This is a genomic window from Pseudomonas moorei (genome assembly GCF_042846945.1).
GTDB lineage: Bacteria > Pseudomonadota > Gammaproteobacteria > Pseudomonadales > Pseudomonadaceae > Aquipseudomonas > Aquipseudomonas moorei.
Genome location: NZ_AP035776.1, coordinates 1,164,903 through 1,190,032, shown reverse-complemented (window position 1 = coordinate 1,190,032; position 25,130 = coordinate 1,164,903). Strand labels below are relative to the sequence as shown.

The window sequence follows — 25,130 nt, the reverse complement described above, 5'->3', positions numbered from 1 at the left end:
AAAGATCGCCGGGTTTAACGAACCTTTTTTTAACGAGCTCTGGGCGGCACCGAACGGGTGCGGCCGCTGCCATCGATGGCGACGAACACGAATACCGCTTCGGTGACTTTGCGCCATTCACTGGACAGCGGATCGTCGCTCCAGACCTCGACCATCATCTTGATCGAGCTACGGCCGATTTCCAGTGCCTGCGTATAGAAGGAGAGCTGAGCGCCCACCGCCACCGGAACCAGGAACGCCATACGGTCGATCGCCACCGTGGCCACGCGTCCACCGGCAACCTTGCTGGCCATAGCGGTGCCAGCCAAGTCCATTTGCGAAACCAGCCAGCCGCCGAAAATATCGCCAAAGCCGTTGGTTTCGCGAGGAAGCGCGGTGATTTGCAGGGCCAGGTCGCCTTGCGGAATCGGATCTTCTTGTTCGAGCTCTATCATGCCGGGGGTGCCTCTGACCCGTGACTCTTCGTTGGTATTGCTGGTGGTAGCCGTCTTCGGGAAAAACGATCCAAGCACCGAACATACTACGTTCGTCACGTTTTTCTTCAGGCGCCTAAAGGGAAACTCTGCGAAATCGCCTATGAACCTGACAGGCGTTTTCGCACAGCAACCCTTTCAATCTTCCGCAAGATTGCGAGTATATCGGTCGGTAGACTCCTAGACGACCGTCCGGTTCTCATTTTGACCGTCAAAAACGCACCTCTATGTGCTTTTTCGAACAATTTGTTATGGTGCCGGTCCTGCCCGAGCCCTTGCCAGCGTTGTTGGGGCGGCAGATTTGACTATAAGAGAAGCCCTTGCCATGACCACCGCGCCCTCGAGTATCGCGCAGCCAAGCCAGCCTGCACGCCCGCTGACCCGCAACGACTACAAGACCCTATCGCTGTCGGCCCTGGGCGGCGCGCTGGAATTCTACGACTTCATCATTTTCGTGTTCTTTGCCACGGTGGTGGGCAAGCTGTTCTTCCCGGCGGACATGCCAGAGTGGCTGCGCTTGATGCAGACCTTCGGCATCTTTGCTGCCGGCTACCTGGCGCGCCCGCTGGGCGGCATCGTGATGGCGCACTTCGGCGACCTGCTGGGGCGCAAGAAGATGTTCACCCTGAGCATTTTCATGATGGCGGTACCGACCCTGATCATGGGCTTGTTGCCGACTTATGCGCAGATCGGCCTGTGGGCGCCGATCCTGTTGCTGCTGATGCGGGTGATTCAGGGCGCGGCGATTGGCGGCGAAGTGCCGGGCGCCTGGGTCTTCGTTTCCGAACACGTTCCGCAGCGGCACATTGGCTACGCCTGCGGCACCCTGACCAGCGGTTTGACGGCAGGTATCCTCCTGGGATCGCTGGTTGCAACGGCGATCAACAGCCTTTACACCCCGGTGGAGGTGTCGGATTACGCCTGGCGGATTCCGTTTCTGTTGGGCGGTGTGTTTGGCCTGTTCTCGGTGTACCTGCGCCGCTGGCTGCACGAAACCCCGGTGTTCGCCGAACTGCAATTGCGCAAGGCCCTGGCCGAGGAAGTGCCGCTGCGTGCAGTGCTGCGTGACCACCGTGGCGCCATCGCGATTTCCATGTTGCTGACCTGGCTGCTGTCCGCGGCCATCGTGGTATTGATCCTGATGACCCCGACTGTGTTGCAAACGGTCTACCACTTCTCGCCGACCACATCCCTGCAGGCGAACAGTGTGGCGATCGTTTTCCTTAGCGTTGGTTGCGTCATTGCCGGCGCATTGGCCGATCGCTTTGGCGCGGGTCGAGTGTTCGTGTTCGGCTGTGCCGCCTTGCTGGCCAGCTCCTGGACCTTCTATCACGGCCTGGCCGACCATCCTGACTGGCTGTTCCCGATGTACGCCCTGACCGGCCTGTTGGTCGGCACCATCGGTGCGGTGCCGTACGTCATGGTCAAGGCGTTCCCACCGGTTGTGCGCTTCAGTGGTTTGTCCTTTTCCTACAACGTGGCCTATGCCATTTTCGGTGGCCTGACGCCGATGATCGTCAGTCTGCTGCTCAAGGAAAGCCCGATGGGGCCGGCTTACTACGTCGCGATCCTGTGCGGGGTGGGGATTCTGGTGGGTGGGTATCTCTGGAAGAAGGGGCGATAAACCAAGCCCCTTCATCGATTGAACGGGCCTCATCGCGAGCAGGCTCGCTCTCACAGAAGTCTGTGGTGAACGCAGAATCGATGTGGGAGCCTGCTCGCGATGGGGCTGCGCGGATTATCGCGTAACCCCAAATACTGGCCTTTCATCCAATTGTCATATTTCAGCCATAGAGTGTTCACACGGCCTGCTGATACTTGGCCCCGACTTAACACACCCTATCTGCTAGGAGTAAGGCATGAAACTGAAGCGTTTGATGGCGGCAATGACTTTTGTCGCTGCTGGCGTTGCGACTGCCCACGCGGTAGCCGCTGGCGTTGACCCGGCAATTCCGGCTTACACCAAGGTCACCGGTGTATCGGGCAACTTGTCCAGCGTTGGTTCCGACACCCTGGCCAACCTCATGACCCTGTGGGCTGAGAACTACAAAAAAGAATACCCGAACGTAAACATCCAGATTCAGGCCGCTGGCTCTGCCACCGCGCCACCTGCGCTGACTGAAGGCACCTCCAACCTGGGCCCGATGAGCCGCAAGATGAAGGACACCGAACTGGCTGCCTTCGAACAGAAGTACGGCTACAAGCCAACCGCTATTCCGGTTGCCGTGGACGCCCTGGCGGTGTTCGTGCACAAAGACAACCCGATCCAGCACCTGACCATGGAACAAGTCGACGCGATCTTCTCGTCCACTCGTCTGTGCGGCGCCAAGACCGAAGTCAAAACCTGGGGTGACCTGGGCGTGACCGGCGACCTGGCCAACAAGCCGGTTCAACTGTTCGGTCGTAACTCGGTATCCGGCACCTACGGCTACTTCAAAGAAGAAGCCCTGTGCAAAGGCGATTACAAACCGAACGTCAACGAACAACCAGGTTCGGCTTCGGTCGTGCAGTCGATCAGCTCCTCGCTGAACGGCATCGGTTACTCGGGCATCGGTTACAAGACCGCTAGCGTGAAAACTGTAGCCCTGGCCAAGAAAGGCAGCACCGACTTCATCGAAGACTCGGAAGAAAACGCCCTGAACGGCAAGTACCCGCTGTCCCGCTTCCTGTACGTGTACGTCAACAAGGCCCCGAACAAGCCTCTGGCCCCGCTGGAAGCCGAGTTCGTGAAACTGGTTCTGTCGAAGCAGGGTCAGGAAGTTGTAGTGAAAGACGGTTACATCCCACTGCCAGCCAAAGTTGCCGCAAAAGCACTGGCTGACCTGGGTCTGTCCGAAGGCGGCGCTGAAGTCGCAAAAAAGTAACAAATTGAGTCCGAAGTGAACCCCCTTCGGACTTTTATGGGGGCGGCAGGAGCCGCCCCCATACACTTCTAATCCTCTATCCACTGCTGGCTAACGCTAGCGGCGGATTTGTCGCGTCACTGTGCTGTCATCTTTCTGTCATACAGGATCGCTAGGGTGTGCGAATGAATGATCTGGCCAATTCCAACATGACTACAAATCCCCCCAAGCGAATTGATTTCAATACGCCTGAGCTGCAACGCAAGCGCCGCATCCGCGCGCTCAAGGATCGTCTGACCCGCTGGTACGTCCTCGTGGGCGGCCTGGCTGTCCTGGGCGCGATCACGTTGATCTTTTTCTTCCTTGCCTACGTCGTCGCGCCCCTGTTCCAGGGTGCCAGCCTGACCGCCAAGGACGCCATCACGCCAGCCTGGATGCAAGACGCCGGCAAGCCGCTGATGATCTCCCTGGAAGAACAGAACCAGGTGGCCATGCGGGTTTCCGACAAGGGCCAGGCGCTGTTCTTCGATATCGACAGTGGCGCCGAACTCAAGCGCGTCGATTTGCCTGTCCCGGCCGGTGTCACCGTGACCTCCATTGCTGAAGACCAGCCAGGTCACCCGCTGGCGGCTGTGGGCCTGTCCAACGGCCAGGCGCTGGTATTCCGTCACACCTACAAGGTCAGCTACCCGGACGGCAAGAAAACCATTTCGCCAGCGGTCGAATACCCGTACGGCGAAACGCCGATCGTGGTGAACGAGACGGGCGGTGCGCTGGAGCACGTCAGCCTCAACGCCAACGATACGACCCTGATGCTGGTCGGTGCCACCGGTTCGCAACTCAATGTTTTGTCGCTGACCAGCGAAGAAAACATGATGACCGGCGAAATCACCAACGAGCAGAAGCGTATCGATCTGCCGCAAATGACAGAACCGGTGAAAAACATCTTCGTCGATCCGCGTCAGCAGTGGTTGTACGTGGTCAACGGACGCGCCCAGGCCGACGTATTCAGCCTGCGCGACAAGAGCCTCAACGGTCGCTACAAACTGCTTGAAGACGGGGAAGCCCAAGTCACTGCCAGCACTCAACTGGTTGGCGGTATCTCGCTGATCATCGGCGACTCCAAAGGTGGCCTGGCCCAATGGTTCATGGCGCGCGATCATGACGGCGAACAGCGCCTGAAGCAGATCCGCACCTTCCAGATGGGCACCACGCCTATCGTTGAAATCACGGCCGAAGAGCGCCGCAAGGGCTTCGTCGCCCTCGACGCCTCCGGCAAGCTCGGCGTGTTCCACAGTACGGCCCACCGCACCTTGCTGGTGAATCAGGTGGTCGAAGGCCAGGGCCTGTTCGGCCTGTCGCCACGGGCCAACCGCGTGATCGTGGAAGCCGGCGGCAAGCTGCAACCGTTGTTGCTCGACAACCCGCACCCGGAAGTCTCGTGGAGCGCGTTGTGGAGCAAGGTCTGGTACGAGAACTACGACGAGCCTAAGTACGTCTGGCAATCGACCGCCGCCAACACCGATTTCGAACCCAAGCTGAGCCTGTCGCCGCTGACCTTCGGTACCCTCAAGGCCGCGTTCTACGCCATGCTGCTGGCGGCGCCACTGGCCGTCGCTGCTGCGATCTACACCGCGTACTTCATGGCGCCGGGCATGCGCCGCAAGGTCAAGCCGGTGATCGAACTGATGGAAGCGATGCCGACGGTGATCCTCGGTTTCTTCGCCGGTCTGTTCCTGGCGCCGTATGTAGAAGGGCACCTGCCGGGTATCTTCAGCCTGCTGATGCTCTTGCCGATCGGCATTCTGGTCGCCGGTTTCATCTTCAGCCGCCTGCCTGAATCCATCCGCCTGAAAGTGCCGGACGGCTGGGAAAGCGCGATTCTGATCCCGGTGATCCTCTTCGTTGGCTGGCTCTCGCTGTACATGAGCCCGTTCATGGAGAACTGGTTCTTCGGCGGCGACATGCGCATGTGGATCTCCCACGACCTGGGCATCACCTACGACCAGCGCAACGCACTGGTGGTCGGCCTGGCCATGGGCTTTGCGGTCATCCCGAACATCTATTCCATCGCCGAAGACGCCGTGTTCAGCGTGCCTCGCGGCCTGACCCTCGGCTCCCTGGCCCTCGGTGCTACGCCGTGGCAGACCATGACTCGGGTGGTGATCCTCACCGCCAGCCCGGGCATCTTCTCGGCGCTGATGATCGGCATGGGCCGTGCGGTCGGTGAAACCATGATCGTGTTGATGGCCACCGGTAACACCCCGGTCATGGAAATGAACCTGTTCGAAGGCCTGCGCACCCTGGCCGCCAACGTCGCGGTGGAAATGCCCGAATCGGAAGTCGGCGGCAGCCACTACCGCGTGCTGTTCCTCTCGGCGCTGGTGCTGCTGTTGTTCACCTTCATCATGAACACCCTCGCGGAGCTGATTCGTCAGCGTCTGCGCAAGAAATACTCGTCGCTTTAAGAAAGGTAGAAGTCTGTGAAACAGAACTCCCTGAATGGATGGTTCAAGAGCGGCGCCCCCGGCGTCTGGATCAGCGGTGGCGCGGTGTCCATCGCGGTCATCATGACCATTGGCCTGCTGGCGGTGATCGCCGTGCGCGGTCTGGGTCACTTCTGGCCGGCGGATCTGATCCACGCCAATTACGACGTGCCAGGCCAGGCCAATCACCTGGTCATCGGCGAAGTGGTACAGAAGGAAGAAGTGCCCCGCGCACGTCTGAAGTCCGCTGGTTTGCCGGTGCCGGATCAAGGCCCGGAATTCATGACCCGCGAGCTGATCAAGGTCGGCAACCGCGACCTCAACGGCAACGACTTCACCTGGGTGGTCGGCGAGTGGCTGAGCAACCAGACCACGCCGCTGGAGCTGATGACCATCGAGCGTCGTGAGTGGGGCAACTTCTACGGCTACCTGGTCAACGTCAAACAGGACGGCAAGGTCATCGCTGAAGGCGAAGCCGCATGGCCTGAGTTGCAGGCCCGCGTGGATCGCGTCAACAAGCTGGCTGCCCAGCTCAAGAGCCTGGAAAAAACCGACATTGGCGCGATCAACTCCGGTCTCGAGCGTATCCGCTTGCACGGTCGCAAGCTGGAGCTGGAAGGCAAACTCGACCCTGCCGCGCAAGCGGACATGGAATCCGAGCGCGCCGAGCTGAACGCTCGCTATCAAGAGGTCGAAGCACGTCTGGCCGATCTGCACGCGCAGTTCAACCGCGACAGCCTGACGGCCCGCGATGCCAACGGCAAGGAAGTGGAAATCGGTATCGGCAAAGTGGTTCATGCCTATCAGCCGAACGCCATGAGCACCATGACCAAGATGGGCTTCTACTTCAGCAAGGTCTGGGAGTTCCTGAGCGACGACCCGCGTGAAGCGAACACCGAAGGCGGGATTTTCCCGGCGATCTTCGGCACCGTGATGATGACCCTGATCATGGCGATGATCGTCACCCCGTTCGGCGTACTGGCGGCGGTGTACCTGCGTGAATACGCCAAGCAAAACACCCTGACCCGCGTGATCCGTATCGCGGTGAACAACCTGGCGGGCGTTCCGGCCATCGTGTACGGCGTGTTTGGTCTGGGCTTCTTCGTCTATGTGCTGGGTGGTTCGGTCGACCGGTTGTTCTTCCCGGAAGCCTTGCCGGCACCGACCTTCGGTACACCGGGCCTGCTCTGGGCTTCGCTGACCCTGGCGCTGCTGGCGGTGCCGGTGGTGATCGTGGCCACCGAAGAAGGTCTGGCGCGGATTCCTCGCACCGTTCGCGAAGGCTCGTTGGCCCTCGGCGCGACCAAGGCTGAAACCTTGTGGAAGATCGTGCTGCCAATGGCCAGCCCGGCGATGATGACCGGCATGATCCTCGCCGTGGCGCGCGCCGCCGGTGAAGTGGCACCGCTGATGCTGGTGGGTGTGGTGAAACTGGCGCCGTCGCTGCCGGTGGACGGCAACTACCCGTACCTGCACCTGGACCAGAAGATCATGCACCTGGGCTTCCACATCTATGACGTCGGCTTCCAGAGCCCGAACGTCGAGGCCGCGCGGCCGCTGGTGTACGCCACGGCGCTGCTGCTGGTGCTGGTGATCGCGACATTGAACCTGTCGGCCGTATGGATCCGTAACCACCTGCGCGAGAAGTACAAGGCTTTGGACAGTTAAGACAAACCCTGTGGGAGCTGGCTTGCCAGCGATGGCATCACCGCGGTGCTGCTGGCAGACCGAGTCGCCTGCATCGCTGGCAAGCCAACTCCCACAGGAATCAGCGTCAGACACAGATTTTGAGTAAACCATTGGCCAGGCCAGTGGTTCAAAAAACCGAATTTGTTAGCACAGGGAGCCTCCCATGCAGCACGAAGCACATACCCACGGCATCAACATGTCGGCCCTGGGTCGCGATAAACAGAGCCTGAGCCTCGAGCAGGAAACCGTGGCCATCGAAGTGCCGGGCCTGAGCCTGTTCTACGGCGAGAAACAAGCCCTGTACGACGTCAGCATGAACATTCCGAAACAGCGCGTGACTGCCTTCATCGGCCCGTCCGGCTGCGGCAAGTCCACGTTGCTGCGTACCTTCAACCGCATGAACGATCTGGTGGACGGTTGCCGCGTCGAAGGCGCGATCAACCTGTACGGCAACAACATCTATCGCAAGGGCGAAGACGTGGCCGAGCTGCGTCGTCGTGTCGGCATGGTGTTCCAGAAGCCCAACCCGTTCCCGAAAACCATCTACGAGAACGTGGTCTACGGCCTGCGGATCCAGGGCATCAACAAGAAGCGCATCCTCGACGAAGCGGTCGAGTGGGCGTTGAAAGGCGCTGCCTTGTGGGACGAAGTCAAAGACCGTCTGCATGAATCGGCACTGGGCCTGTCCGGTGGTCAGCAGCAACGTCTGGTCATCGCTCGCACCATCGCCGTGGAACCGGAAGTGCTGCTGCTCGACGAACCGTGCTCGGCACTTGACCCGATCTCGACACTGAAAGTCGAAGAGCTGATCTACGAGCTGAAGTCCAAGTTCACCATCGTCATCGTGACCCACAACATGCAACAGGCCGCTCGGGTGTCCGACTACACGGCGTTCATGTACATGGGCAAGCTGGTGGAATTCGGCGATACCGATACCCTGTTTACCAATCCGGCGAAGAAGCAGACCGAAGACTACATCACCGGTCGTTACGGCTAGGAAGTTGTAGTTGCTCACTGAACTGACGCTGCGGTCCACCGCACCTTACCGGACGCTCCAAGGACGCCAACATGATTAGCAAAGAAGGCCTTACCCACCACATCTCCCAGCAGTTCAACGCCGAGCTGGAGGAAGTACGCAGCCACCTCCTGGCCATGGGCGGGCTGGTGGAGAAGCAGGTCAACGACGCGGTGACCGCGCTGATCGAGGCCGACTCCGGCCTGGCTCAGCAAGTCCGCGAGATCGATGACCAGATCAACCAGATGGAACGCAATATCGACGAAGAATGCCTGCGCATTCTGGCCCGTCGTCAGCCGGCAGCCTCCGACTTGCGTCTGATCATCAGCATCTCCAAGTCGGTGATCGACCTGGAGCGCATCGGTGACGAAGCGACCAAGATCGCCCGCCGTGCCATCCAGTTGTGTGAAGAAGGCGAAGCGCCGCGCGGTTACGTTGAAGTGCGCCACATCGGCGACCAGGTGCGCAACATGGTGCGCGATGCCCTGGACGCTTTTGCCCGTTTCGACGCCGACCTGGCGTTGTCGGTGGCGCAATACGACAAAGTCATCGACCGCGAATACAAGACCGCCCTGCGTGAGCTGGCGACCTACATGATGGAAGACCCGCGCTCTATCTCGCGGGTCTTGAGCATTATCTGGGTGTTGCGTTCGCTGGAGCGCATCGGCGACCACGCGCGCAATATCTCGGAGTTGGTGATTTATCTGGTGCGCGGTACCGACGTGCGTCACCTGGGCCTCAAGCGCATGAAGGAAGAAGTTCAGGGCACAAGTGCTGAAACCGCTAATGTTCCGGGTGAAGCTGACGATAAGTAAGATTGCCCAAGTAAAGCGCCCGGCCCTTTGGCCGGGCGTTTTTGTTTGTGGTTCACGAATTCGAAAGGCAGCACCCGTGAACGAAAAGTCCCGGCGTGACTGAAGGTTTTTGGCAAAGTGCCATCATCAAAGCGGTATGCTTGCCGGGGTTTTTTAAGGGGTTATGGATGAGTAAGGTCAGTGTGTTGGTCGTGGACGATGCCTCGTTCATTCGTGACCTGGTGAAAAAGTGCCTGCGTAACTACTTCCCGGGCATGCGCATCGAAGATGCAATCAACGGTAGAAAGGCTCAGGCACTGCTGGCACGGGAAACGTTCGACCTGGTGCTGTGCGACTGGGAAATGCCGGAAATGTCCGGCCTGGAGCTGCTGACCTGGTGCCGTGAGCAGGACAATCTCAAAGCCATGCCCTTTGTGATGGTGACCAGCCGTGGCGACAAGGAAAACGTCGTGCAGGCGATTCAGGCCGGGGTTTCCGGCTACGTCAGCAAGCCGTTCACCAACGAGCAACTGATCAACAAGGTCAAGCAGGCGCTGCACAAGGTCGGCAAACTCGACACGTTGATGAGCGTCGCGGCGACCAAAACCAGCTCGGCGTTCGGCAACGATTCGCTCAATGCATTGACCGGCGGCAAGGCCGCCGTCGTCGCGCCATCGCCTTCTGCTCCTGCACCTGCCGCCGCACCGTCTCGCGGTTTGCTCAATAGCCCGCCGGTCAAGGCACCTGCCTCTGCGGCGACCGGAGGGCGTGGCCAGGGTCAATTGCGTCTGCCGAACGGTATTCAGCAGTGCGTGATCAAGGCACTGAGCCTCAAGGAAGCGCTGTTGGTGGTAAAGCGCTCCGAAACACTGCCACAAGTGCTGGATAGCGCGGTGCTCGACCTGGAGCAGGGCGACAACGCCGAAACCGCCCGTCTGAATGGCTATTTGCACGCCGTCGTCGCCCATGAACCCAAGCCCGATAGCGACTGGTTGCAACTGACCTTTCGCTTTGTCGATCAGGACGCGCAGAAACTCGACTACCTCTCCCGCCTGATCGCCCGCGGCACCGCGCAGAAGCACTTCATTCCGGGGGCGTAAGTCAGGCGTCGCCTGTCAGGTAGCCATCGCGGGCAGGCCCGTTCCCACAGGTGCAGCGCAGAACCTGTGGAGCGGGCTTGCCCGCGATGACGCTGGAACAATCTCAAAACATCAGTCTGACCATCCACTTTGAAACATCTGTCGACAACACGGGTCCATTCCGACTGCTAGGCTCATTCCAGGCCTCACACGACAGAATCCTGCCCATGCTCGCGCGCCTGCTGTTTTTATGTGGTCTGTTCATGGCTGCCTCCCCGGTCATGGCCGTGACGATCTACAAGTCCACCGACGCCAATGGCGTGGTCTCCTACAGCGACCGCCCCACGAAAGGCTCCAAGGTGTTCACCTTCCGCGATCGCATGGAAGAGCATCTTGAGCGTCAGGTGTACCTGGTGATCATGAAGAAGGACGGCGTGGACAGCGTGTACGTGCGTAACGACCTGTATGCGCCGGTAGAGATCGAATTGAGTTTCGATGGCTTGAAGAACGTCAGTGGCGCGCCAAGCCGGCCAATTCGTCGGGTGATGCCGTCACGCAGCAGCATTCGTCTGGCGATGCTCACGGCCACTGAATCCGCAAGACCGATCGCCTATATCCCCAGGTTCGAATACTCCCTGGGCGACCCTGCAGGCGCCTCCGTGGCCTATCGATACCCGTTGCCCTGGCGTGGCGGGCCGTTTCGGGTGACCCAGGGCGCCGAGGGTCAATACAGCCACTTTGGGCCGAAGAACCGTTACGCCATCGACATCGCCATGCCCGAAGGCACACCGATCATTGCCGCACGTGGCGGGGTCGTGGTGAAGATTGAAAACGGGCAGACCGGACGCGGCACCAATCCATCGGGCAATTTCGTGCGGGTGTTGCACGATGACGGGACCATGGGCGTGTACCTGCACCTGAAAAAAGGCTCGGTCAGCGTTCGCGAGGGGCAAAGGGTGATGGTGGGCACCGCACTCGCGCTGTCGGGCAATACCGGCAACAGCAGCGGGCCGCACCTGCATTTCGTGGTGCAGCGCAACACCGGGATGGGCCTGGTGTCGATTCCGTATCAGTTCAATCAGCCGGTGGGGATGTTGCCCAACTTTGCGTTGGGCAAGCAATAACGAGAGCTTGCGAAAACTTATTGTGGCGAGGGAGCTTGCTCCCGCTGGGCTGCGAAGCAGCCCGAAGTCCTGCCGCCGCGATTATTCAGATTAACCGCATTCACCGGTTTACGACTGCTGCGCAGCCGAGCGGGAGCAAGCTCCCTCGCCACAAGAGCCGGTCGCTGCACTCAGTCGAGCAACAACACCTTGGCCAGAATGATCTTCGGTCCTTTCATCTTCTTGATGATGATGCGCAGGCCTTCGACTTCCAGCACTTCTTCCTCTTCCGGCACGCGTTTGAGGGTTTCGTAGACGAGCCCTGCGAGGGTTTCGGCTTCAACGTGGTCCAGGTCGATACCCAGCAGTCGTTCGACCTTGAACAGCGGCGTATCGCCTCGAACCAGCAGCTTGCCCGGCTGGTAGGCGAGGATCCCGCGTTCGGCCTTGCGGTGTTCGTCCTGAATGTCGCCGACCAGCACTTCCAGCACGTCTTCCATGGTCAGGTAGCCGATGATGTTGCCGTCAGCCTCTTCAACCACGGCGAAGTGCGAGCCGCCCTTGCGGAACTGTTCCAGTAACTGCGACAGCGGCATGTGTCGGGACACACGCTCCAGCGGACGGGTCAGTTCGGCCAGGTTGAACGACTCGGGAATGTGATCCAGGGCCGCCAGTTCAAGCAGCAGGTCCTTGATGTGCAGCAGGCCGACGAACTCCTGGCGCTCGCTGTCATACACCGGATAACGGCTGAACTTGTGGCGACGGAACATCGCCAGGATTTCCTTGAGCGGCGCGTTGAATTCCAGGGTCACCAGGTCTTCGCGGGAATTGGCCCAGTCGACCACTTCCAGTTCGCCCATTTCCACCGCCGAGGCCAGTACGCGCATGCCCTGGTCGCTCGGGTCCTGGCCACGGCTGGAGTGCAGGATCAGTTTCAGTTCCTCGCGGCTGTAGTGGTGCTCGTGATGCGGGCCGGGCTCACCCTGGCCGGCAATGCGCAGGATCGTGTTGGCACTGGCGTTGAGCAAGTAGATCGCCGGGTACATGGCCCAGTAGAACAGGTACAGCGGCACGGCGGTCCACAGCGACAGCAGCTCGGGTTTGCGAATGGCCCAGGATTTCGGAGCCAGTTCGCCGACCACGATGTGCAGGTACGAGATGACAAAAAACGCGGCGAAGAACGAAACACCCTTGATCACTTCGGCCGACTGCACGCCGACGGCGTCGAGCAGCGGTTCGAGGATGTGGGCGAACGCCGGTTCACCGACCCAGCCGAGGCCCAGGGAGGCGAGGGTGATACCCAGTTGGCACGCCGACAGGTAGGCATCGAGCTGACTGTGCACGGTACGCAGGATGTGCCCGCGCCAGCCGTGTTTTTCAGCGATGGCTTCGACCCGGGTCGAGCGCAGTTTGACCATGGCAAATTCCGCCGCAACGAAAAATCCGTTGAGCAACACCAGGATCAGAGCAAAAAGAATCATGCCGAAGTCGGCGAATAGTGTGGCGAGGGTCAAACCAGGGGAAGGGTCCATGATGGAGTTTTGCGGGTTCCGTGTATTCGAAAGGAAAGAAAAAAGTGGGCCTGAAAGGCAGGCACAAGTCAGCCAATGTAGCGGCTGACTCAGCGATTGCCTAGTGCCGCTATCAGTCCGCTGGGCTGATGACCCGGGATTTGCTGACCTGGGCAGGGGCGAAATGGCAGGTAAAGGTGCTGCCGTGCCCCGGTACGCTGCTGATTTCCATCCGTGCGCGGTGCCGCAGCAGCACATGTTTGACGATTGCCAGCCCCAACCCGGTGCCACCGGTATTGGAGTTGCGACTGGAGTCGACGCGATAGAAGCGTTCGGTCAGGCGCGGCAGGTGTTTGCTGTCGATGCCGATCCCGGAGTCCTGCACGCTCAGATGCGCGCCTTGTTCATCGCCCCACCAGCGAATGCGGATGTTGCCTTCGGCCGGGGTGTACTTGACCGCGTTGAACACCAGGTTGGAAAACGCGCTGCGCAGTTCGGCTTCACTGCCTTTGAGCAAAATCGTCGGGTCGGCTTCCAGGGTGATGCGCTGGTTCTTCTGACCGGAAAGCTGTTGAGCGTCACTCTTGATCGACTGCAACAGGCCATCGATGGCCACTGGCTGGTTATCCGATGGGTAGTCGGTGGCTTCGAGCTTGGCCAGCAGCAGCAAGTCGTTGAGCAGCGTCTGCATGCGCTCGCCTTGTTGCTGCATCTGCTGCAGGGCGCGATTCCAGCGTGGGTTCACGTCCTCGACGTTGTCGAGCAGGGTTTCCAGGTAGCCGCAAATCACCGTCAGTGGCGTGCGTAATTCATGGGAAACGTTGGCGATGAAGTCTTTGCGCATCTGTTCTAGCTGATGGATGCGTGTCACGTCGCGCACCAGCATCAGATGCTCGTTGTTGCCGTAACGGGTGATGTACAGCTGAATACGCATCCGGTCGTTGGTCGGCGAAGGGATTTCCAGCGGCTCGGCGTAGCTGTCCTGCTCGAAGTATTCCTTGAAGCGCGGGTGACGCACCAGGTTGGTCACCGGCTGGCCGCTGTCCTGTGGCGTCTTGAGGCCCAGCAGTGTTTCGGCGGCACGGTTCCACCATTCCAGGTTGCCGTCGCTGTCGAGCATGACCACCGCGTCTTTCAAGGCGGCGGTGGATTCCTGTACCCGGTCGATCACGGCTTGCAACCGCCCGCGCACTCGCTGATCGCGACGTTGCAGGTGGTAGATGCTGTCGAACACTTCGCCCCACAGGCCATAGCCATCGGGCGGGGCTTCATCGGGTTGATGCAGGCGCAACCACTCGTGCAGGCGCAGCAGTTGCTTGAGGGTCCAGGTCAGGTAAAGGCCCAGTCCCGCGGCGAGGCTCCAGCCGTAGTAGCCGGTGATCAAACCGATCACCAGGCAGGCGGTGACCAGCAGCAGCATGTGGCGAATCAGGGTGCCATGCCAGTTTTGGTTCACGAAAAATATGCGTCCTTGTCAGCGAGTCTGGCGGCTGGCTCAGGCCTTGGTGGAGAACCGGTAGCCGGTGCCGCGCACGGTTTGTACCAGGTTTTCGTAGGCGTCGCCGAGGGCTTTGCGCAGGCGACGGATGTGCACATCGACGGTGCGCTCTTCAACATAGACGTTGCCGCCCCAGACCTGATCCAGCAATTGCCCGCGCGTGTAGGCGCGCTCCTGGTGGGTCATGAAGAACTGCAGCAGGCGGTATTCGGTCGGCCCCATTTCGGCCGGTTTGCCATCGATGGTCACGCGGTGGCCGATCGGGTCCAGCAGCAGGCCACCGACTTCAATCGGCGCTTCGCCATCGGTAGGACCGGCACGGCGCAGCACGGCTTTGAGGCGTGCGACCAGTTCACGGGGAGAAAAGGGTTTGGTGATGTAATCGTCGGCGCCGACTTCCAGGCCCTGGATCTTGTTGTCTTCTTCGCCCTTGGCGGTGAGCATGATGATCGGGATATCACCGGTCAGTTCATCGCGCTTGAGGCGGCGGGCCAGCTCGATGCCAGAGGTGCCGGGCAGCATCCAGTCGAGCAGGATCAGGTCCGGTTTGCGGTCGACAATAATGGCGTGGGCCTGCTGGGAGTTCTCGGCCTCCAGGCAGTCATAGCCGGCCATTTCCAACGCAACGGCGATCATTTCGCGAATAGGCGCTTCGTCGTCGACGATCAGAATGCTCCTGCCAACCATGCCTTAATCCTCTTGTCATTTAACTGTCTTGCGCCGCATTAGATAACGGAATTATTGCAGTCGTGTGACAGTATTTTAGCCGTCCGGCGATTGTCGCGAACCTGGACTAAGCTCTAAGTCCGAATCCTGACAACCGCAAAAGGAAGGTTTCCATGAATTACATCGCTCAATCCTGGAAGGCTTTGCTGGTAACGGCCGTGTTAACGCTGCCGACCCTGGCGCTCGCCGCCGACCCGGCAATGATGAAAGACGGCATGATGGTCGACCATAAAGGCATGACCGTGTACACGTTCGACAAAGACTCGGGCGGCAAGTCGATGTGTAATGGTGACTGCGCGAAGAATTGGCCACCCATGATGGCTCCGGCCGGCGCCAAGCCCGAAGGCAAATTCACGCCCATCAAGCGCGATGACGGCACGATGCAGTGGGCGTATGACGGTAAACCGCTGTACACCTTCATGAAGGACGAAAAGCCTGGAGAAATGAAGGGCGACGGCATGAAAGACGTCTGGCATGTCGTTCACGAGTCGCAGAAGTAACCGACTCGATCCGCCTCCGCATGATTGCTATGCGGGGGCGATATCATTCCTGTCTCAGCGCAACCCGTAATCCAGCACGATCCCGACGAAAATCGCCAGTCCGGCCCAGTGATTGTGCAAAAACGCCTTGAAACAGCGCATCCGCTCCTTGTCGCGGGTGTACCAGAATTCCCAGGCAAAGCAGCCCGCCGCCACCGCCAGCCCGAGGTGGAACCAGGCGCCGAGTTCGAATTTCGAACCCGCCAGCAGCAAGCATCCCAGCGCCAACCCTTGCAGGGTCAGGATGATCACCCGGTCCGCCTCGCCGAACAGAATCGCCGTGGATTTCACGCCTATCTTCAGATCGTCGTCGCGGTCGGTCATCGCGTAATAGGTGTCGTAGCCCACCGTCCAAAGCAGATTGCCGATGTACAGCAACCAGGCCGCCGCCGGCAGTTCACCGGTTTCGGCGGTGAACGCCATCGGCATCCCCCAGGAAAACGCCGCGCCCAACACCACCTGCGGGTAATAGGTGTAGCGCTTCATGAACGGGTAAGTGAATGCCAGCGCCAGGCCGCCCAGTGACAACCAGATCGTGGTCGCATTGGTGCACAGCACCAGCAGGAAACTCACGCCCATCAGTAGTGCAAAGAACACCAACGCTTCTTTGGAGCTGATCTTGCCACTCGCCAGTGGCCGTTGTGCGGTGCGTTTCACATGGCCATCGACCTTGCGGTCGGCCCAGTCGTTGATCACACAGCCGCCGGCGCGGGTCAGTACCACACCGAGGACAAAAATCACGATGTTGGCCAGCGACGGCGAGCCCTTGCCGGCAATCCATAGCGCCCACAGTGTTGGCCACAGCAACAGATAGATGCCAATCGGCTTGTCCATGCGCGTCAGCTGAATGAAGTCCCAGGCCCGAGGGTTCAAGCGGTTCAGGGACTTGAGCAGGCTCTGGTACATCAGCAGTTCTCCGGATGCGCGCGGGCGGCGTTCCACAGTGTCGGCAGGAAAATTTCGGCCACCAGTACGCTCAAGGCGCCGCGGTCGAAACGCGAACGGCGGCCCCATAATTCAGGCGACTGGACCTCGTTCGGCAGCCACGCTTGAGGATAGTGACAAACTTCGATGGCCCGGCGCTGGAAGGCGTGATCGCAAAACAGCAATTCGCCCAGGGAGCGGCTGCCCAATTCATCCATGTGCAAGCCGTCGCCCTGCAAGGCGCTACGCGAGGCAACGCTGCGGGCAAACACCCACGCTTCGCCATGACCGCGCAGATACACCTCGCGAACCCAGCCCTCACTGCCATCGGCCAGATCCAGCGCGGCGCATTCGTCGGCGCGCAGGGTCTGCCAGCCTTCGAACAGCGGCGTGACGCTGAAGCCGTCATTCGACAAACGGGTCAGGCGGCGGGTCAGCGAACCTTCGTCGAATAGCCAGTCGAGGGTAGACGTATCAGGGAGGGGCGTCAGTTGGCTTTGAGGAAGCCAGAGCGGGGCCGGGCAAGGGGATTTTGAGTGCGGCACAGTGAGTCATTATTGGCAGCAAAGGAGGCGGCGAGCTTAACATGTCAGCTCATCAATTTGAGTGATCTGGCCGCCCGTTGCGCCGAACAGGCTTGCATCTGCCCGGCCCGATCAGTAAAAAACGCTTTTGAGCGCGATGGCAGCGCAGCAGCCGTTGACCGTCCGCGCCGGCAAAAGCCTGAACCCTGAGGATGTACCTGAATGAAAAAGTGGCAATGTATCGTCTGCGGCCTGATCTACAACGAAGCCGATGGTTGGCCGGATGACGGCATCGCGCCCGGCACTCGCTGGGAAGACGTGCCGGCAGACTGGCTGTGCCCTGACTGCGGTGTGGGCAAAATGGACTTCGAAATGATCGAAATCGCTGCTTGAACAATTGAGGAGTCATGCATGAATGCACCTGTCGTAATCGTCGGCACCGGGTTGGCGGGTTACAACGTGGCCCGCGAATTTCGCAAGCTCGATAGCGAAACATCATTGCTGCTGATTACCGCAGATGACGGTCGCTCCTACTCCAAGCCAATGCTCTCCACCGGTTTTGGCAAAAACAAAGACGCCGACGGCCTGAGCATGGCCGAGCCCGGCACCATGGCCGAGCAGTTGAAAGCCGAAGTGCGCACCCACACGCGCATCAGTGGTATCGACCCGGGCCACAAGCGCCTGTGGATCGGCGAAGAAGCGGTGTACTACCGTGACCTGATCCTGGCGTGGGGCGCAGAAACCGTGCGCGTGCCCATCGAAGGTGATGCGGCGGACTGCGTATTCCCGATCAACGACCTGGAAGACTACGCACGTTTTCGCGCGGCAGCGGCCGGCAAGCGCCGTGTGCTATTGCTCGGCGCGGGCCTGATCGGCTGCGAGTTCGCCAACGACCTCAGCCTCGGCGGCTACGAGGTGCAACTGGTGGCGCCGTGTGAACAAGTCATGCCGACCCTCCTGCACCCGGCGGCGGCTGCGGCGGTGCAGGCCGGGCTGGAAAGTCTCGGCGCACGCTTCCACCTCGGGCCGGTGCTCAATCGCCTGCAGCGCGTCGCTGATGGCCTGGAGGCGCATCTGTCCGATGGTCAGGTGATCCCGTGCGACGTGGTGGTGTCGGCCATTGGCCTGCGTCCACGCATCGACCTGGCTGCCGCTGCCGGCGTGCAAGTCAATCGCGGCGTGGTGGTCAACCGTCAGCTGCAAACCTCCCACGCCAACATCTACGCCCTGGGTGACTGTGCCGAGGTCGATGGGCTGAACCTGCTGTATGTGATGCCCCTGATGAGCTGTGCCAGAGCTCTGGCCCAGACCCTCGCCGGTAACCCGACGGCGGTCACCTATGGGCCGATGCCCATCACCGTCAAAACCCCGGTGTGCCCATTGGTGGTGTCCCCGCCGCCACGCGGTGCGGAGGGCGTCTGGACCGTCGAAGGGCAGGGTGCCGACATCAAGGTATTATGCCGCGATGCCAGCGGCAGACTGCTCGGATACGCCCTGACAGGCGCGGCGGTGATGGAAAAACTGGCCCTGAACAAAGAGCTTCCGGCGCTGCTGGCGTAAATACCGGTCGTTCTGTCGGAATCACCCCCCTTTTGCCCATACATTGGCCGCGCCGACACTGGCGCGGCTCCTCGCTGCGTGCCATCCTCACTCCCGTCTGCCGCAGAGTAGAGCACCTGCGGCGCTTTGGGCGCTGCTTCGCAGAGAGCAGCACGGACATAACAACAAAAAACCGTCAAAGGGGCTTCACTAATATGCGTAAACCAGAACTCGCCGCAGCAATTGCTGAAAAAGCAGACCTCACCAAAGAGCAGGCCAATCGCGTTCTCAACGCCGTTCTCGAAGAAATCACCGGCGCCCTGCACCGCAAAGACAGCGTCACGCTGGTAGGTTTCGGCACCTTCCTGCAACGCCACCGCGGTGCCCGCACCGGCAAAAACCCGCAAACCGGTGAGCCCGTTAAAATCAAGGCCAGCAACACTGTCGCCTTCAAGCCAGGCAAATCGTTGAAAGACAGCGTCAATCCGTAATCCGTCGCCATACCCTGCGTAGCAGGGACGCGGAAAAAAGAATGGGCACGCCAACCAGGTTGGGTGCCCATTTTTTTGGTTTTCGCGCCATCCCGGAAGCTAATTACGCAACACCCTTAGGAGCCAGCCTCGCTGGCGATGGTCGTTGACGATACCGCGTGTGGGCTGGATTAACGCGGCGCACTTGAGGTCATCGCTCGCAAGCTGGCTACAGAATGTGTTTCGGTTGGTGTAGGAGTGCATGGCGAGTGGTCTGTCAGAAGGCTTTAAAAATTGTGACTTGGCGGTCATCGTGCGGCTAATGGTTATGATCTCCTCCTAATGCAACCCGATACTGGCGTTATGGCTTGAAGCCGTTAAACTGCCCCGGCCGTTCATTTTCTTTTTGAGGCTTGCGCATGAAATTTCGTTTTCTGCTGTGGATGCTGGGTTTGTTGATGGGTAAGGCCAGTCGGACCAATCCTGCGTTTCAGCAGCAGTTGGGCGACAAGGACCTGGTGTTTCAGCTGCAGACCCTGGACGGGAAGGTGGCGCGGCACTTTCGTGTGAAGGATCAGCGCATTACCAGCAAGGCGGGCGTGTATGCCGAACCTGCGTTTGCCATCGCCTTTAAAGACGCTGCGTATGGCTTTGCCACGATGCAGGCGAAGAACAAGCAGTTGGCGTTCATGACGGGGATTCAGGACAAGTTGATTCAGATCAAGGGCAACCCCGCGTTGGTAATCTGGTTCCAGGGGTTGACCAAGTATTTGAAGCCGAAGAAAAAGTCTGCCGTAGCTCGTTGATAGGCGTTCTATCAGAAGGGGGCTCGGCTTTAATTACTTCCAATTCTGAAAATAAAAATTAAAAAGACTGTCATTTATGACAGGTCACAACTGCCTTTTCGCGTGCTCCACTGTGCTGGGTTCAACAAGGTTTTCATTCCTTACTCACCACAATGGAGCAAGAACATGAGCAAGGTAAAAGAAGCGGCAGCGGGGACTCTCGATCCATCCTTTGGCGATAATGGAGTAGTGGATCTGGAGTCCGACGGGAACCTGAGTGTTCCTCAGTCAATTTTTGCGCTATCCGATGGAAAATTGCTTTATGCCAATGGCGATCATAGGGATAGCCAAAATACACTCAGGCTCAGGCGCTTGCACGCCAACGGATTCTTTGACTCGTCGTTCGGTGAAAACGGATCAGTGATTCTGCCTCTTGGTTGGAACACGGCGCCTAGATTCGGATTATTTTCATATCAGGCTGACAGGCTCTTGGTGAAGGGTACACACCTGACTGAAAATGGTCAGAGCGATATGGTACTCGCGCGACTAGACCTGGATGGTCGCATGGATGCCACATTTGGTACTGATGGCATTGTGAAGATCGACCCCTATGATCTGGTTTACCCGCGTAATACCAAGCCGAATCACGAAAGCACCGTCCAAAATCTAACCCCTGCGTTCAATTACATCGGTAGGTCTGTGTGCGTGCAGCCAGATGGCAAGATTCTGGTGGCGCACAGCGGAATTCGCGATGACGAGTACCGAAGTAGCGGGCTGGTTTTTCGTCTGTTGCCGAACGGGTCGATTGACAAGACGTTTAACGGAACGGGTGTATTGCTTATCGAGCTGAATATCGATGGCGCTGAGGATAACGAAGCCATAAGTATCGCCCTGCAGAAAGATGGAAAAATTCTGGTGTGCGGTAGTTACTTGGCTGAGTCAACCGTAAGTGGCTATATCATTCGTTACGAAGAAAACGGTGAATTAGATACCACCTTCAACAATGGCAGGCAGGTGGTAATCACCAACCCGAATTTCAAAATAATTGCAGCTGGCACCATTTCGGTGAGAGAAAGCGACAATACAATTCTTGTGGTGGGCACCGCCTATGAGGCGTTTAGCCCGATACCATCTGTCAGTACGCCATGGATTGCAGTTCTTGACGCCGATGGCTCGTTCAATATTTTGTTCAATAACAGCAAGCCATTGTTCGCGAGGGTAGTGCCTGGCGATGGATCATGGCGTAATTCTGCTTGGCAGGAAGATGGCAGCGCGATTCTTGTCTCCGGATCGGTCGTAGCGCGCTATCTTACAAGCGGTTTGCTGGATCCGTCATTCAATGATACGGGCTGGAACTCCCACAAAGGTAGCTATAAGGACATGTTGGTAACAAGCGACAGGAAACTCGTCGTTATCGGACAGAGGAGTTTGTTGCGCTACCTCACATGAGCAGTTGAGTAGAAGCGCTGAGGGCTAGCCTGGCTAGTCAGGTTTCAAGCGGATTCATCGCGGGCAGGCCACGCACCCACAGGGATCATTTAAATCCTGTGGGAGCGGGCTTGCCCGCGATGCCTTTCAGCCCTGAGTGAATTGCGAAGCGAGTTCGCGCAGCAATACTTCGGCTTCAAGCACTTTGCTGACCACGTCTTCAGCCTTGGCGCGGGTCAGGCCGAGGCGTTCGAGCAGGGCGTCGGGGATGTCTTCGTCGGGGCCGGAACCAATGCCACGGCTGCGCAGCAAACGCACGCTCAGGCATACGAGGTTCGGGTACTCGGCGTAGTCGCCGTCGTAATGTGGGTCGTGCTGGAAACGCAACGCGGTGGCCAGTTCATCGGGCATGTCCCAGTAGCGCATCAGCCAGGCGCCGATCTGTTCGCGGCTGATGCCCAGCAGGTGTTGCTCGATGTAGCTGTGGCACAGGTGCGGGTTGACCTCCAGGTGGCGGCAGATCAGCGAGAAGTGCGGCGGGAAAACGTGGGCCAACAGCAGGTAGCCGAAGTTGTGCAGCAGGCCGGCCAGGTAGGTCAGGCCGGCTTCCGGGCGCTGGGTGCGCGGCATGGCGCGGGTCAGGCCTTCAATGACGGCGGCGGTGTAGATCGATTGCTGCCAGTACGGCGTGCTGTGTTGCGGGTGGTCCTTGGGCAGGCTCAGGGTTTTGCCCAGGGCCAGGCCCAGCGCCAGGTTGATCACCAGGTCGAAACCCAGCACCCGAACGATGGCATCTTCCACCGAGCGGATCTTGCCCGGCGACGCGTAGTAAGGCGACGCCGCCCAGCTCACCACTTGCGCCGCCAGCGCCGGGTCGGTTTCGACCACGCCGGTGATGTCGTCGATGGTGGCGTTGGGGTCGACGCGCAGCTTGATGATCTTCTGCGCGGTCTCGGCCAGCGGCGGAATCTCGATGGTCGCTTCCAGGCGCTGCTGGATACGTCGTGCGGTGAACGCTTGAACGGCCTGGGTGATTTCCTCGCGGTCATCGTCGGGGCGGTCGAGGTTCGGGCGGATGCTGGCCAGCACTTCGCCGAAATTGGCGGCGCTGGCTTTATTCAGCATGGATTTGAAGGCTTCGCTGCTGATTTCCAGCAACACGCCAGGCTCGCCCGAGTTGACCAGCAACATCGGTTCGCGCAGCAGGCTTTCCTCGTACAGGCACGGCGAGCTGGTGAGTGACGGCAGACCTGGCAACAGGCTCAGGTTGTGCTTGCCGAGCATCTTCTCCAGGCGCTCGGTCGGCACCGCGGTGAGGCGGCGGCCGGTGAGTTCGGTGAGGCGATTGAGGTCCAGCAACTGGCTCTGAGGGAACAGCACCATCAGTGCGCCAACGGCATCGTCGAGCAGCACGGCCTGGACCTTGCGCGCCGGATTCAGGCCGTGATGGTCGAGAACTTCTTCGTAGGCAATGCCCAGTTTGCCCAGCATCAGCCGAATGACCGACGGCGCGTGCGGGGTAGCGGGTGCGAGGGCAACTTCGGTCATGGTCTGTATCCGTTCGAAAACAATTGCAGGAGTATAACCAGCTTGCTCAAACCCATCTCTCAGAAACTGCGACGGTGCTCACACTTGGCCGTATTGCTGCCCATGGCGCAACCATCGGTCGAGCAGTGGGCTGACGTGGTCGGGCCAGCGTTCGAGCAAAGCTTGAGCCGCGTCTCGCACGGCGGGTAGCAGGTCGGCGTCGCGCATCAGGTCGGCGACCTTGAATTGAAGCAGACCCGTCTGGCGTGTGCCGAGCATTTCGCCGGGGCCGCGCAGTTCGAGGTCTTTTTCGGCGATGACAAAGCCGTCGTTGGTTTCGCGCATGATGCCCAGACGCTGTCGACCGATCTGCGACAGCGGCGGATGGTAGAGCAACACGCAATGGCTGACGGCACTGCCTCGCCCGACGCGACCGCGCAGCTGGTGCAGTTGCGCGAGGCCAAGGCGTTCCGGGTTTTCGATGATCATCAGGCTGGCGTTGGGCACGTCGACACCCACTTCGATCACGGTGGTGGCGACCAGCAGCTGCAAGTTGCCGGCCTTGAATTCGGCCATCACGGCGGCTTTCTCGGCCGGCTTCATGCGCCCGTGGATCAGCCCGACCTTCAACTCGCCGAGGGCGGCGGTGAGGTCTTCATAGGTGGTTTCGGCGGCCTGGCAGGTCAGCTCTTCCGACTCTTCAATCAGCGTGCACACCCAGTAGGCCTGACGACCCTCGGCACAGGCGCCGCGCACCCGTTCGATGACTTCGACCCGCCGGGTGTCGGTGATCAGCACCGTGTTCACAGGCGTTCGGCCTGGCGGCAATTCGTCGAGGATCGAGGTGTCGAGGTCGGCGTAGGCACTCATGGCCAGGGTTCGCGGGATGGGCGTCGCAGTCATGATCAGTTGATGTGGGCACATGCGCCCACCGACCCCTTTCTGCCGTAACGCCAGGCGCTGTTGCACACCGAAGCGGTGCTGTTCGTCGATGATCACCAGCGCCAGGTTCTTGAACTGCACCTCGTCCTGGAACAGCGCGTGGGTGCCGACCACCATCGGTGTGCCATTGGCAATCTGCTCCAGTGCGGCCACGCGGTTTTTGCCCTTGAGCTTGCCGGCCAGCCACGCGACTTCGATACCCAGTGGTTCGAGCCAGCGTTTGAAGGTGATGAAGTGCTGTTCGGCGAGAATTTCGGTGGGCGCCATCAGGGCGACCTGATAGCCGGCCTCCAGCGCTTGCAACGCAGCCAGCGCGGCGACCACGGTCTTGCCCGCGCCGACGTCGCCCTGAATCAAGCGCAGCATCGGCTCGTGTTGACTGAGGTCGTAGGCGATTTCGTTGCCGACCCGCTGCTGTGCACCCGTAGGGCTGAAGCCGAGGTTGGCCAGGTATCTGGCCGGTAGCTTCGAGGCTTTGGGCATGGCCGGTGCGCGCAGCGAGCGCATGCTTTCACGCAAGCGTTGCTGGGACAGTTGATGGGTCAGCAGTTCTTCGAAGGCCAGGCGGTGCTGGGCCCAGTGGTGGCCGAGGGCGAGCTCGTCGACATCGGCGTCAGCCGGAGGATGGTGCAGGTAGCGGATCGCATCGGCCAGCGGTGCCAATTGATAATCACGGGCCAGTTCGGTCGGCAGCCAGTCGGGCAGGCTGGTGGGGCCGAGCAAGGTCAGGGTCTGCATGCACAGTTGGCGCAAGCGTTGCTGCGTCAGGCCTTCGGTAAGCGGATACACCGGGGTCAGGGTTTCGTCCACCGGCGGCGGCTCGTCGCCGGTAATGGCGCGGTATTCCGGGTGGTAGATTTCCAGCCCCGACGCACCGGGTCGCGCTTCGCCGTAGCAGCGAATTCGCGTGCCGCGCTTGAGGCCTTCTTTCTGTGCGTTGCTGAAATGGTAGAAGCGCAGGCTGAGCCCGCCGGTGCCGTCCTGCAGGCGCACCACCAGGCTGCGGCGTCGGCCCATGACCACGTCGGCACCGCTGACGGTCCCTTCGATCACGGCATCCTGACCCGGGCGCAACGCCCCGATCGGGACCACGCGAGTGCGGTCCTGGTAGCGCAGCGGCAGGTGAAACAGGACGTCCTGGAGATTTTCCAGACCCACCTTGGCCAGTTTCTCGGCCATGGCTTCGCCGACACCCTTGAGTGCCGTCACCGACACTTGCGACAACTCGGTCATGA

General features: G+C 59.9%; 22 protein-coding genes. 14 read left to right on the top strand and 8 right to left on the bottom strand.

Features of this window, described 5'->3' with window-relative positions:
• Positions 1-29 precede the first annotated feature (29 nt).
• On the bottom strand, positions 30-434 hold the full coding sequence (locus ACGJAX_RS05675; RefSeq protein ID WP_047535207.1) for an acyl-CoA thioesterase: 405 nt from the start codon (positions 432-434) through the stop codon (positions 30-32).
• 364 nt (positions 435-798) lie between these two features.
• Between ACGJAX_RS05675 and ACGJAX_RS05670 the strand changes: the two genes are divergently transcribed.
• The 8 genes from ACGJAX_RS05670 to ACGJAX_RS05635 all read left to right on the top strand — a co-directional run bounded on the left by ACGJAX_RS05670 (position 799) and on the right by ACGJAX_RS05635 (position 11,503).
• Positions 799-2,097: an MFS transporter gene (locus tag ACGJAX_RS05670; protein ID WP_390957779.1), complete on the top strand. Its 1,299-nt coding sequence runs from the start codon at positions 799-801 to the stop codon at positions 2,095-2,097.
• 235 nt (positions 2,098-2,332) lie between these two features.
• A complete protein-coding gene (locus ACGJAX_RS05665) occupies positions 2,333-3,337 on the top strand; it encodes a phosphate ABC transporter substrate-binding protein PstS (RefSeq protein WP_090326711.1) in 1,005 nt (334 codons plus the stop codon).
• Between the two features lie 164 nt (positions 3,338-3,501).
• The gene (locus tag ACGJAX_RS05660) at positions 3,502-5,784 is read left to right on the top strand and encodes a phosphate ABC transporter permease (RefSeq protein ID WP_390957777.1); all 2,283 of its coding nucleotides are present in this window, start codon (positions 3,502-3,504) and stop codon (positions 5,782-5,784) included.
• 15 nt (positions 5,785-5,799) lie between these two features.
• A complete protein-coding gene (pstA, locus tag ACGJAX_RS05655) occupies positions 5,800-7,470 on the top strand; it encodes a phosphate ABC transporter permease PstA (RefSeq protein WP_090326702.1) in 1,671 nt (556 codons plus the stop codon).
• 184 nt (positions 7,471-7,654) lie between these two features.
• Entirely contained in the window at positions 7,655-8,488 is an 834-nt protein-coding gene (pstB, locus tag ACGJAX_RS05650) for a phosphate ABC transporter ATP-binding protein PstB (protein WP_007934504.1), read from the top strand.
• 71 nt (positions 8,489-8,559) lie between these two features.
• Positions 8,560-9,321, top strand: coding sequence for a phosphate signaling complex protein PhoU (gene phoU / locus ACGJAX_RS05645; RefSeq protein ID WP_090326700.1), 762 nt, complete (start codon positions 8,560-8,562; stop codon positions 9,319-9,321).
• A gap of 167 nt (positions 9,322-9,488) precedes the next feature.
• Positions 9,489-10,400, top strand: a complete 912-nt coding sequence (locus tag ACGJAX_RS05640; protein ID WP_247255271.1) for a response regulator — start codon at positions 9,489-9,491, stop codon at positions 10,398-10,400.
• Between the two features lie 206 nt (positions 10,401-10,606).
• Positions 10,607-11,503 (top strand): peptidoglycan DD-metalloendopeptidase family protein, encoded by an 897-nt coding sequence (locus ACGJAX_RS05635; protein WP_390957774.1) that lies wholly within the window; start codon positions 10,607-10,609, stop codon positions 11,501-11,503.
• 170 nt (positions 11,504-11,673) lie between these two features.
• On the opposite strand, the gene ACGJAX_RS05630 is transcribed toward ACGJAX_RS05635, so the two are convergent.
• The 3 genes from ACGJAX_RS05630 to phoB form a co-directional block, all read right to left on the bottom strand.
• Positions 11,674-13,014, bottom strand: coding sequence for a hemolysin family protein (locus ACGJAX_RS05630; RefSeq protein ID WP_090326691.1), 1,341 nt, complete (start codon positions 13,012-13,014; stop codon positions 11,674-11,676).
• A gap of 112 nt (positions 13,015-13,126) precedes the next feature.
• Positions 13,127-14,413 carry a phosphate regulon sensor histidine kinase PhoR gene (phoR, locus tag ACGJAX_RS05625; RefSeq protein ID WP_245706757.1) on the bottom strand — a complete coding sequence of 429 codons (1,287 nt, stop codon included), beginning with the start codon at positions 14,411-14,413 and terminating at the stop codon, positions 13,127-13,129.
• Positions 14,414-14,488: 75 nt separating this feature from the next.
• Positions 14,489-15,178: a phosphate regulon transcriptional regulator PhoB gene (gene phoB, locus ACGJAX_RS05620; RefSeq protein ID WP_034149326.1), complete on the bottom strand. Its 690-nt coding sequence runs from the start codon at positions 15,176-15,178 to the stop codon at positions 14,489-14,491.
• Between the two features lie 152 nt (positions 15,179-15,330).
• On the opposite strand from phoB, the gene ACGJAX_RS05615 reads away from it, so the two are divergent.
• On the top strand, positions 15,331-15,717 hold the full coding sequence (locus tag ACGJAX_RS05615; RefSeq protein ID WP_390957771.1) for a hypothetical protein: 387 nt from the start codon (positions 15,331-15,333) through the stop codon (positions 15,715-15,717).
• A gap of 54 nt (positions 15,718-15,771) precedes the next feature.
• Here the strand turns inward: ACGJAX_RS05615 and ubiA are convergent, their stop codons facing one another.
• Together ubiA and ACGJAX_RS05605 are read right to left on the bottom strand one after the other, a co-directional pair.
• Positions 15,772-16,662 carry a 4-hydroxybenzoate octaprenyltransferase gene (gene ubiA, locus ACGJAX_RS05610; RefSeq protein ID WP_090326680.1) on the bottom strand — a complete coding sequence of 297 codons (891 nt, stop codon included), beginning with the start codon at positions 16,660-16,662 and terminating at the stop codon, positions 15,772-15,774.
• Positions 16,662-17,225, bottom strand: coding sequence for a chorismate lyase (locus ACGJAX_RS05605; RefSeq protein WP_390957769.1), 564 nt, complete (start codon positions 17,223-17,225; stop codon positions 16,662-16,664). Before ACGJAX_RS05605 ends, ubiA begins: the two co-directional genes overlap by 1 nt.
• A 201-nt stretch (positions 17,226-17,426) precedes the next feature.
• On the opposite strand from ACGJAX_RS05605, the gene ACGJAX_RS05600 reads away from it, so the two are divergent.
• From ACGJAX_RS05600 to ACGJAX_RS05580, 5 genes are all read left to right on the top strand, one after another.
• Complete coding sequence (locus ACGJAX_RS05600) at positions 17,427-17,597, top strand: rubredoxin (RefSeq protein WP_007995385.1); 171 nt, start codon at positions 17,427-17,429, stop codon at positions 17,595-17,597.
• Between the two features lie 18 nt (positions 17,598-17,615).
• Positions 17,616-18,764 carry an NAD(P)/FAD-dependent oxidoreductase gene (locus tag ACGJAX_RS05595; protein WP_090326675.1) on the top strand — a complete coding sequence of 383 codons (1,149 nt, stop codon included), beginning with the start codon at positions 17,616-17,618 and terminating at the stop codon, positions 18,762-18,764.
• Between the two features lie 194 nt (positions 18,765-18,958).
• Positions 18,959-19,234: an HU family DNA-binding protein gene (locus ACGJAX_RS05590; RefSeq protein ID WP_003213368.1), complete on the top strand. Its 276-nt coding sequence runs from the start codon at positions 18,959-18,961 to the stop codon at positions 19,232-19,234.
• Positions 19,235-19,632: 398 nt separating this feature from the next.
• On the top strand, positions 19,633-20,019 hold the full coding sequence (locus ACGJAX_RS05585; RefSeq protein WP_390957766.1) for a helicase: 387 nt from the start codon (positions 19,633-19,635) through the stop codon (positions 20,017-20,019).
• A gap of 165 nt (positions 20,020-20,184) precedes the next feature.
• Positions 20,185-21,447: a hypothetical protein gene (locus tag ACGJAX_RS05580; protein WP_390957764.1), complete on the top strand. Its 1,263-nt coding sequence runs from the start codon at positions 20,185-20,187 to the stop codon at positions 21,445-21,447.
• A 126-nt stretch (positions 21,448-21,573) separates the two neighbouring features.
• Here the strand turns inward: ACGJAX_RS05580 and ACGJAX_RS05575 are convergent, their stop codons facing one another.
• Positions 21,574-22,974, bottom strand: coding sequence for an aminoacyl-tRNA deacylase and HDOD domain-containing protein (locus ACGJAX_RS05575; RefSeq protein ID WP_247255276.1), 1,401 nt, complete (start codon positions 22,972-22,974; stop codon positions 21,574-21,576).
• Between the two features lie 78 nt (positions 22,975-23,052).
• Complete coding sequence (recG, locus tag ACGJAX_RS05570) at positions 23,053-25,128, bottom strand: ATP-dependent DNA helicase RecG (RefSeq protein WP_390957762.1); 2,076 nt, start codon at positions 25,126-25,128, stop codon at positions 23,053-23,055.
• Between the last annotated feature and the right edge of the window lie 2 nt (positions 25,129-25,130).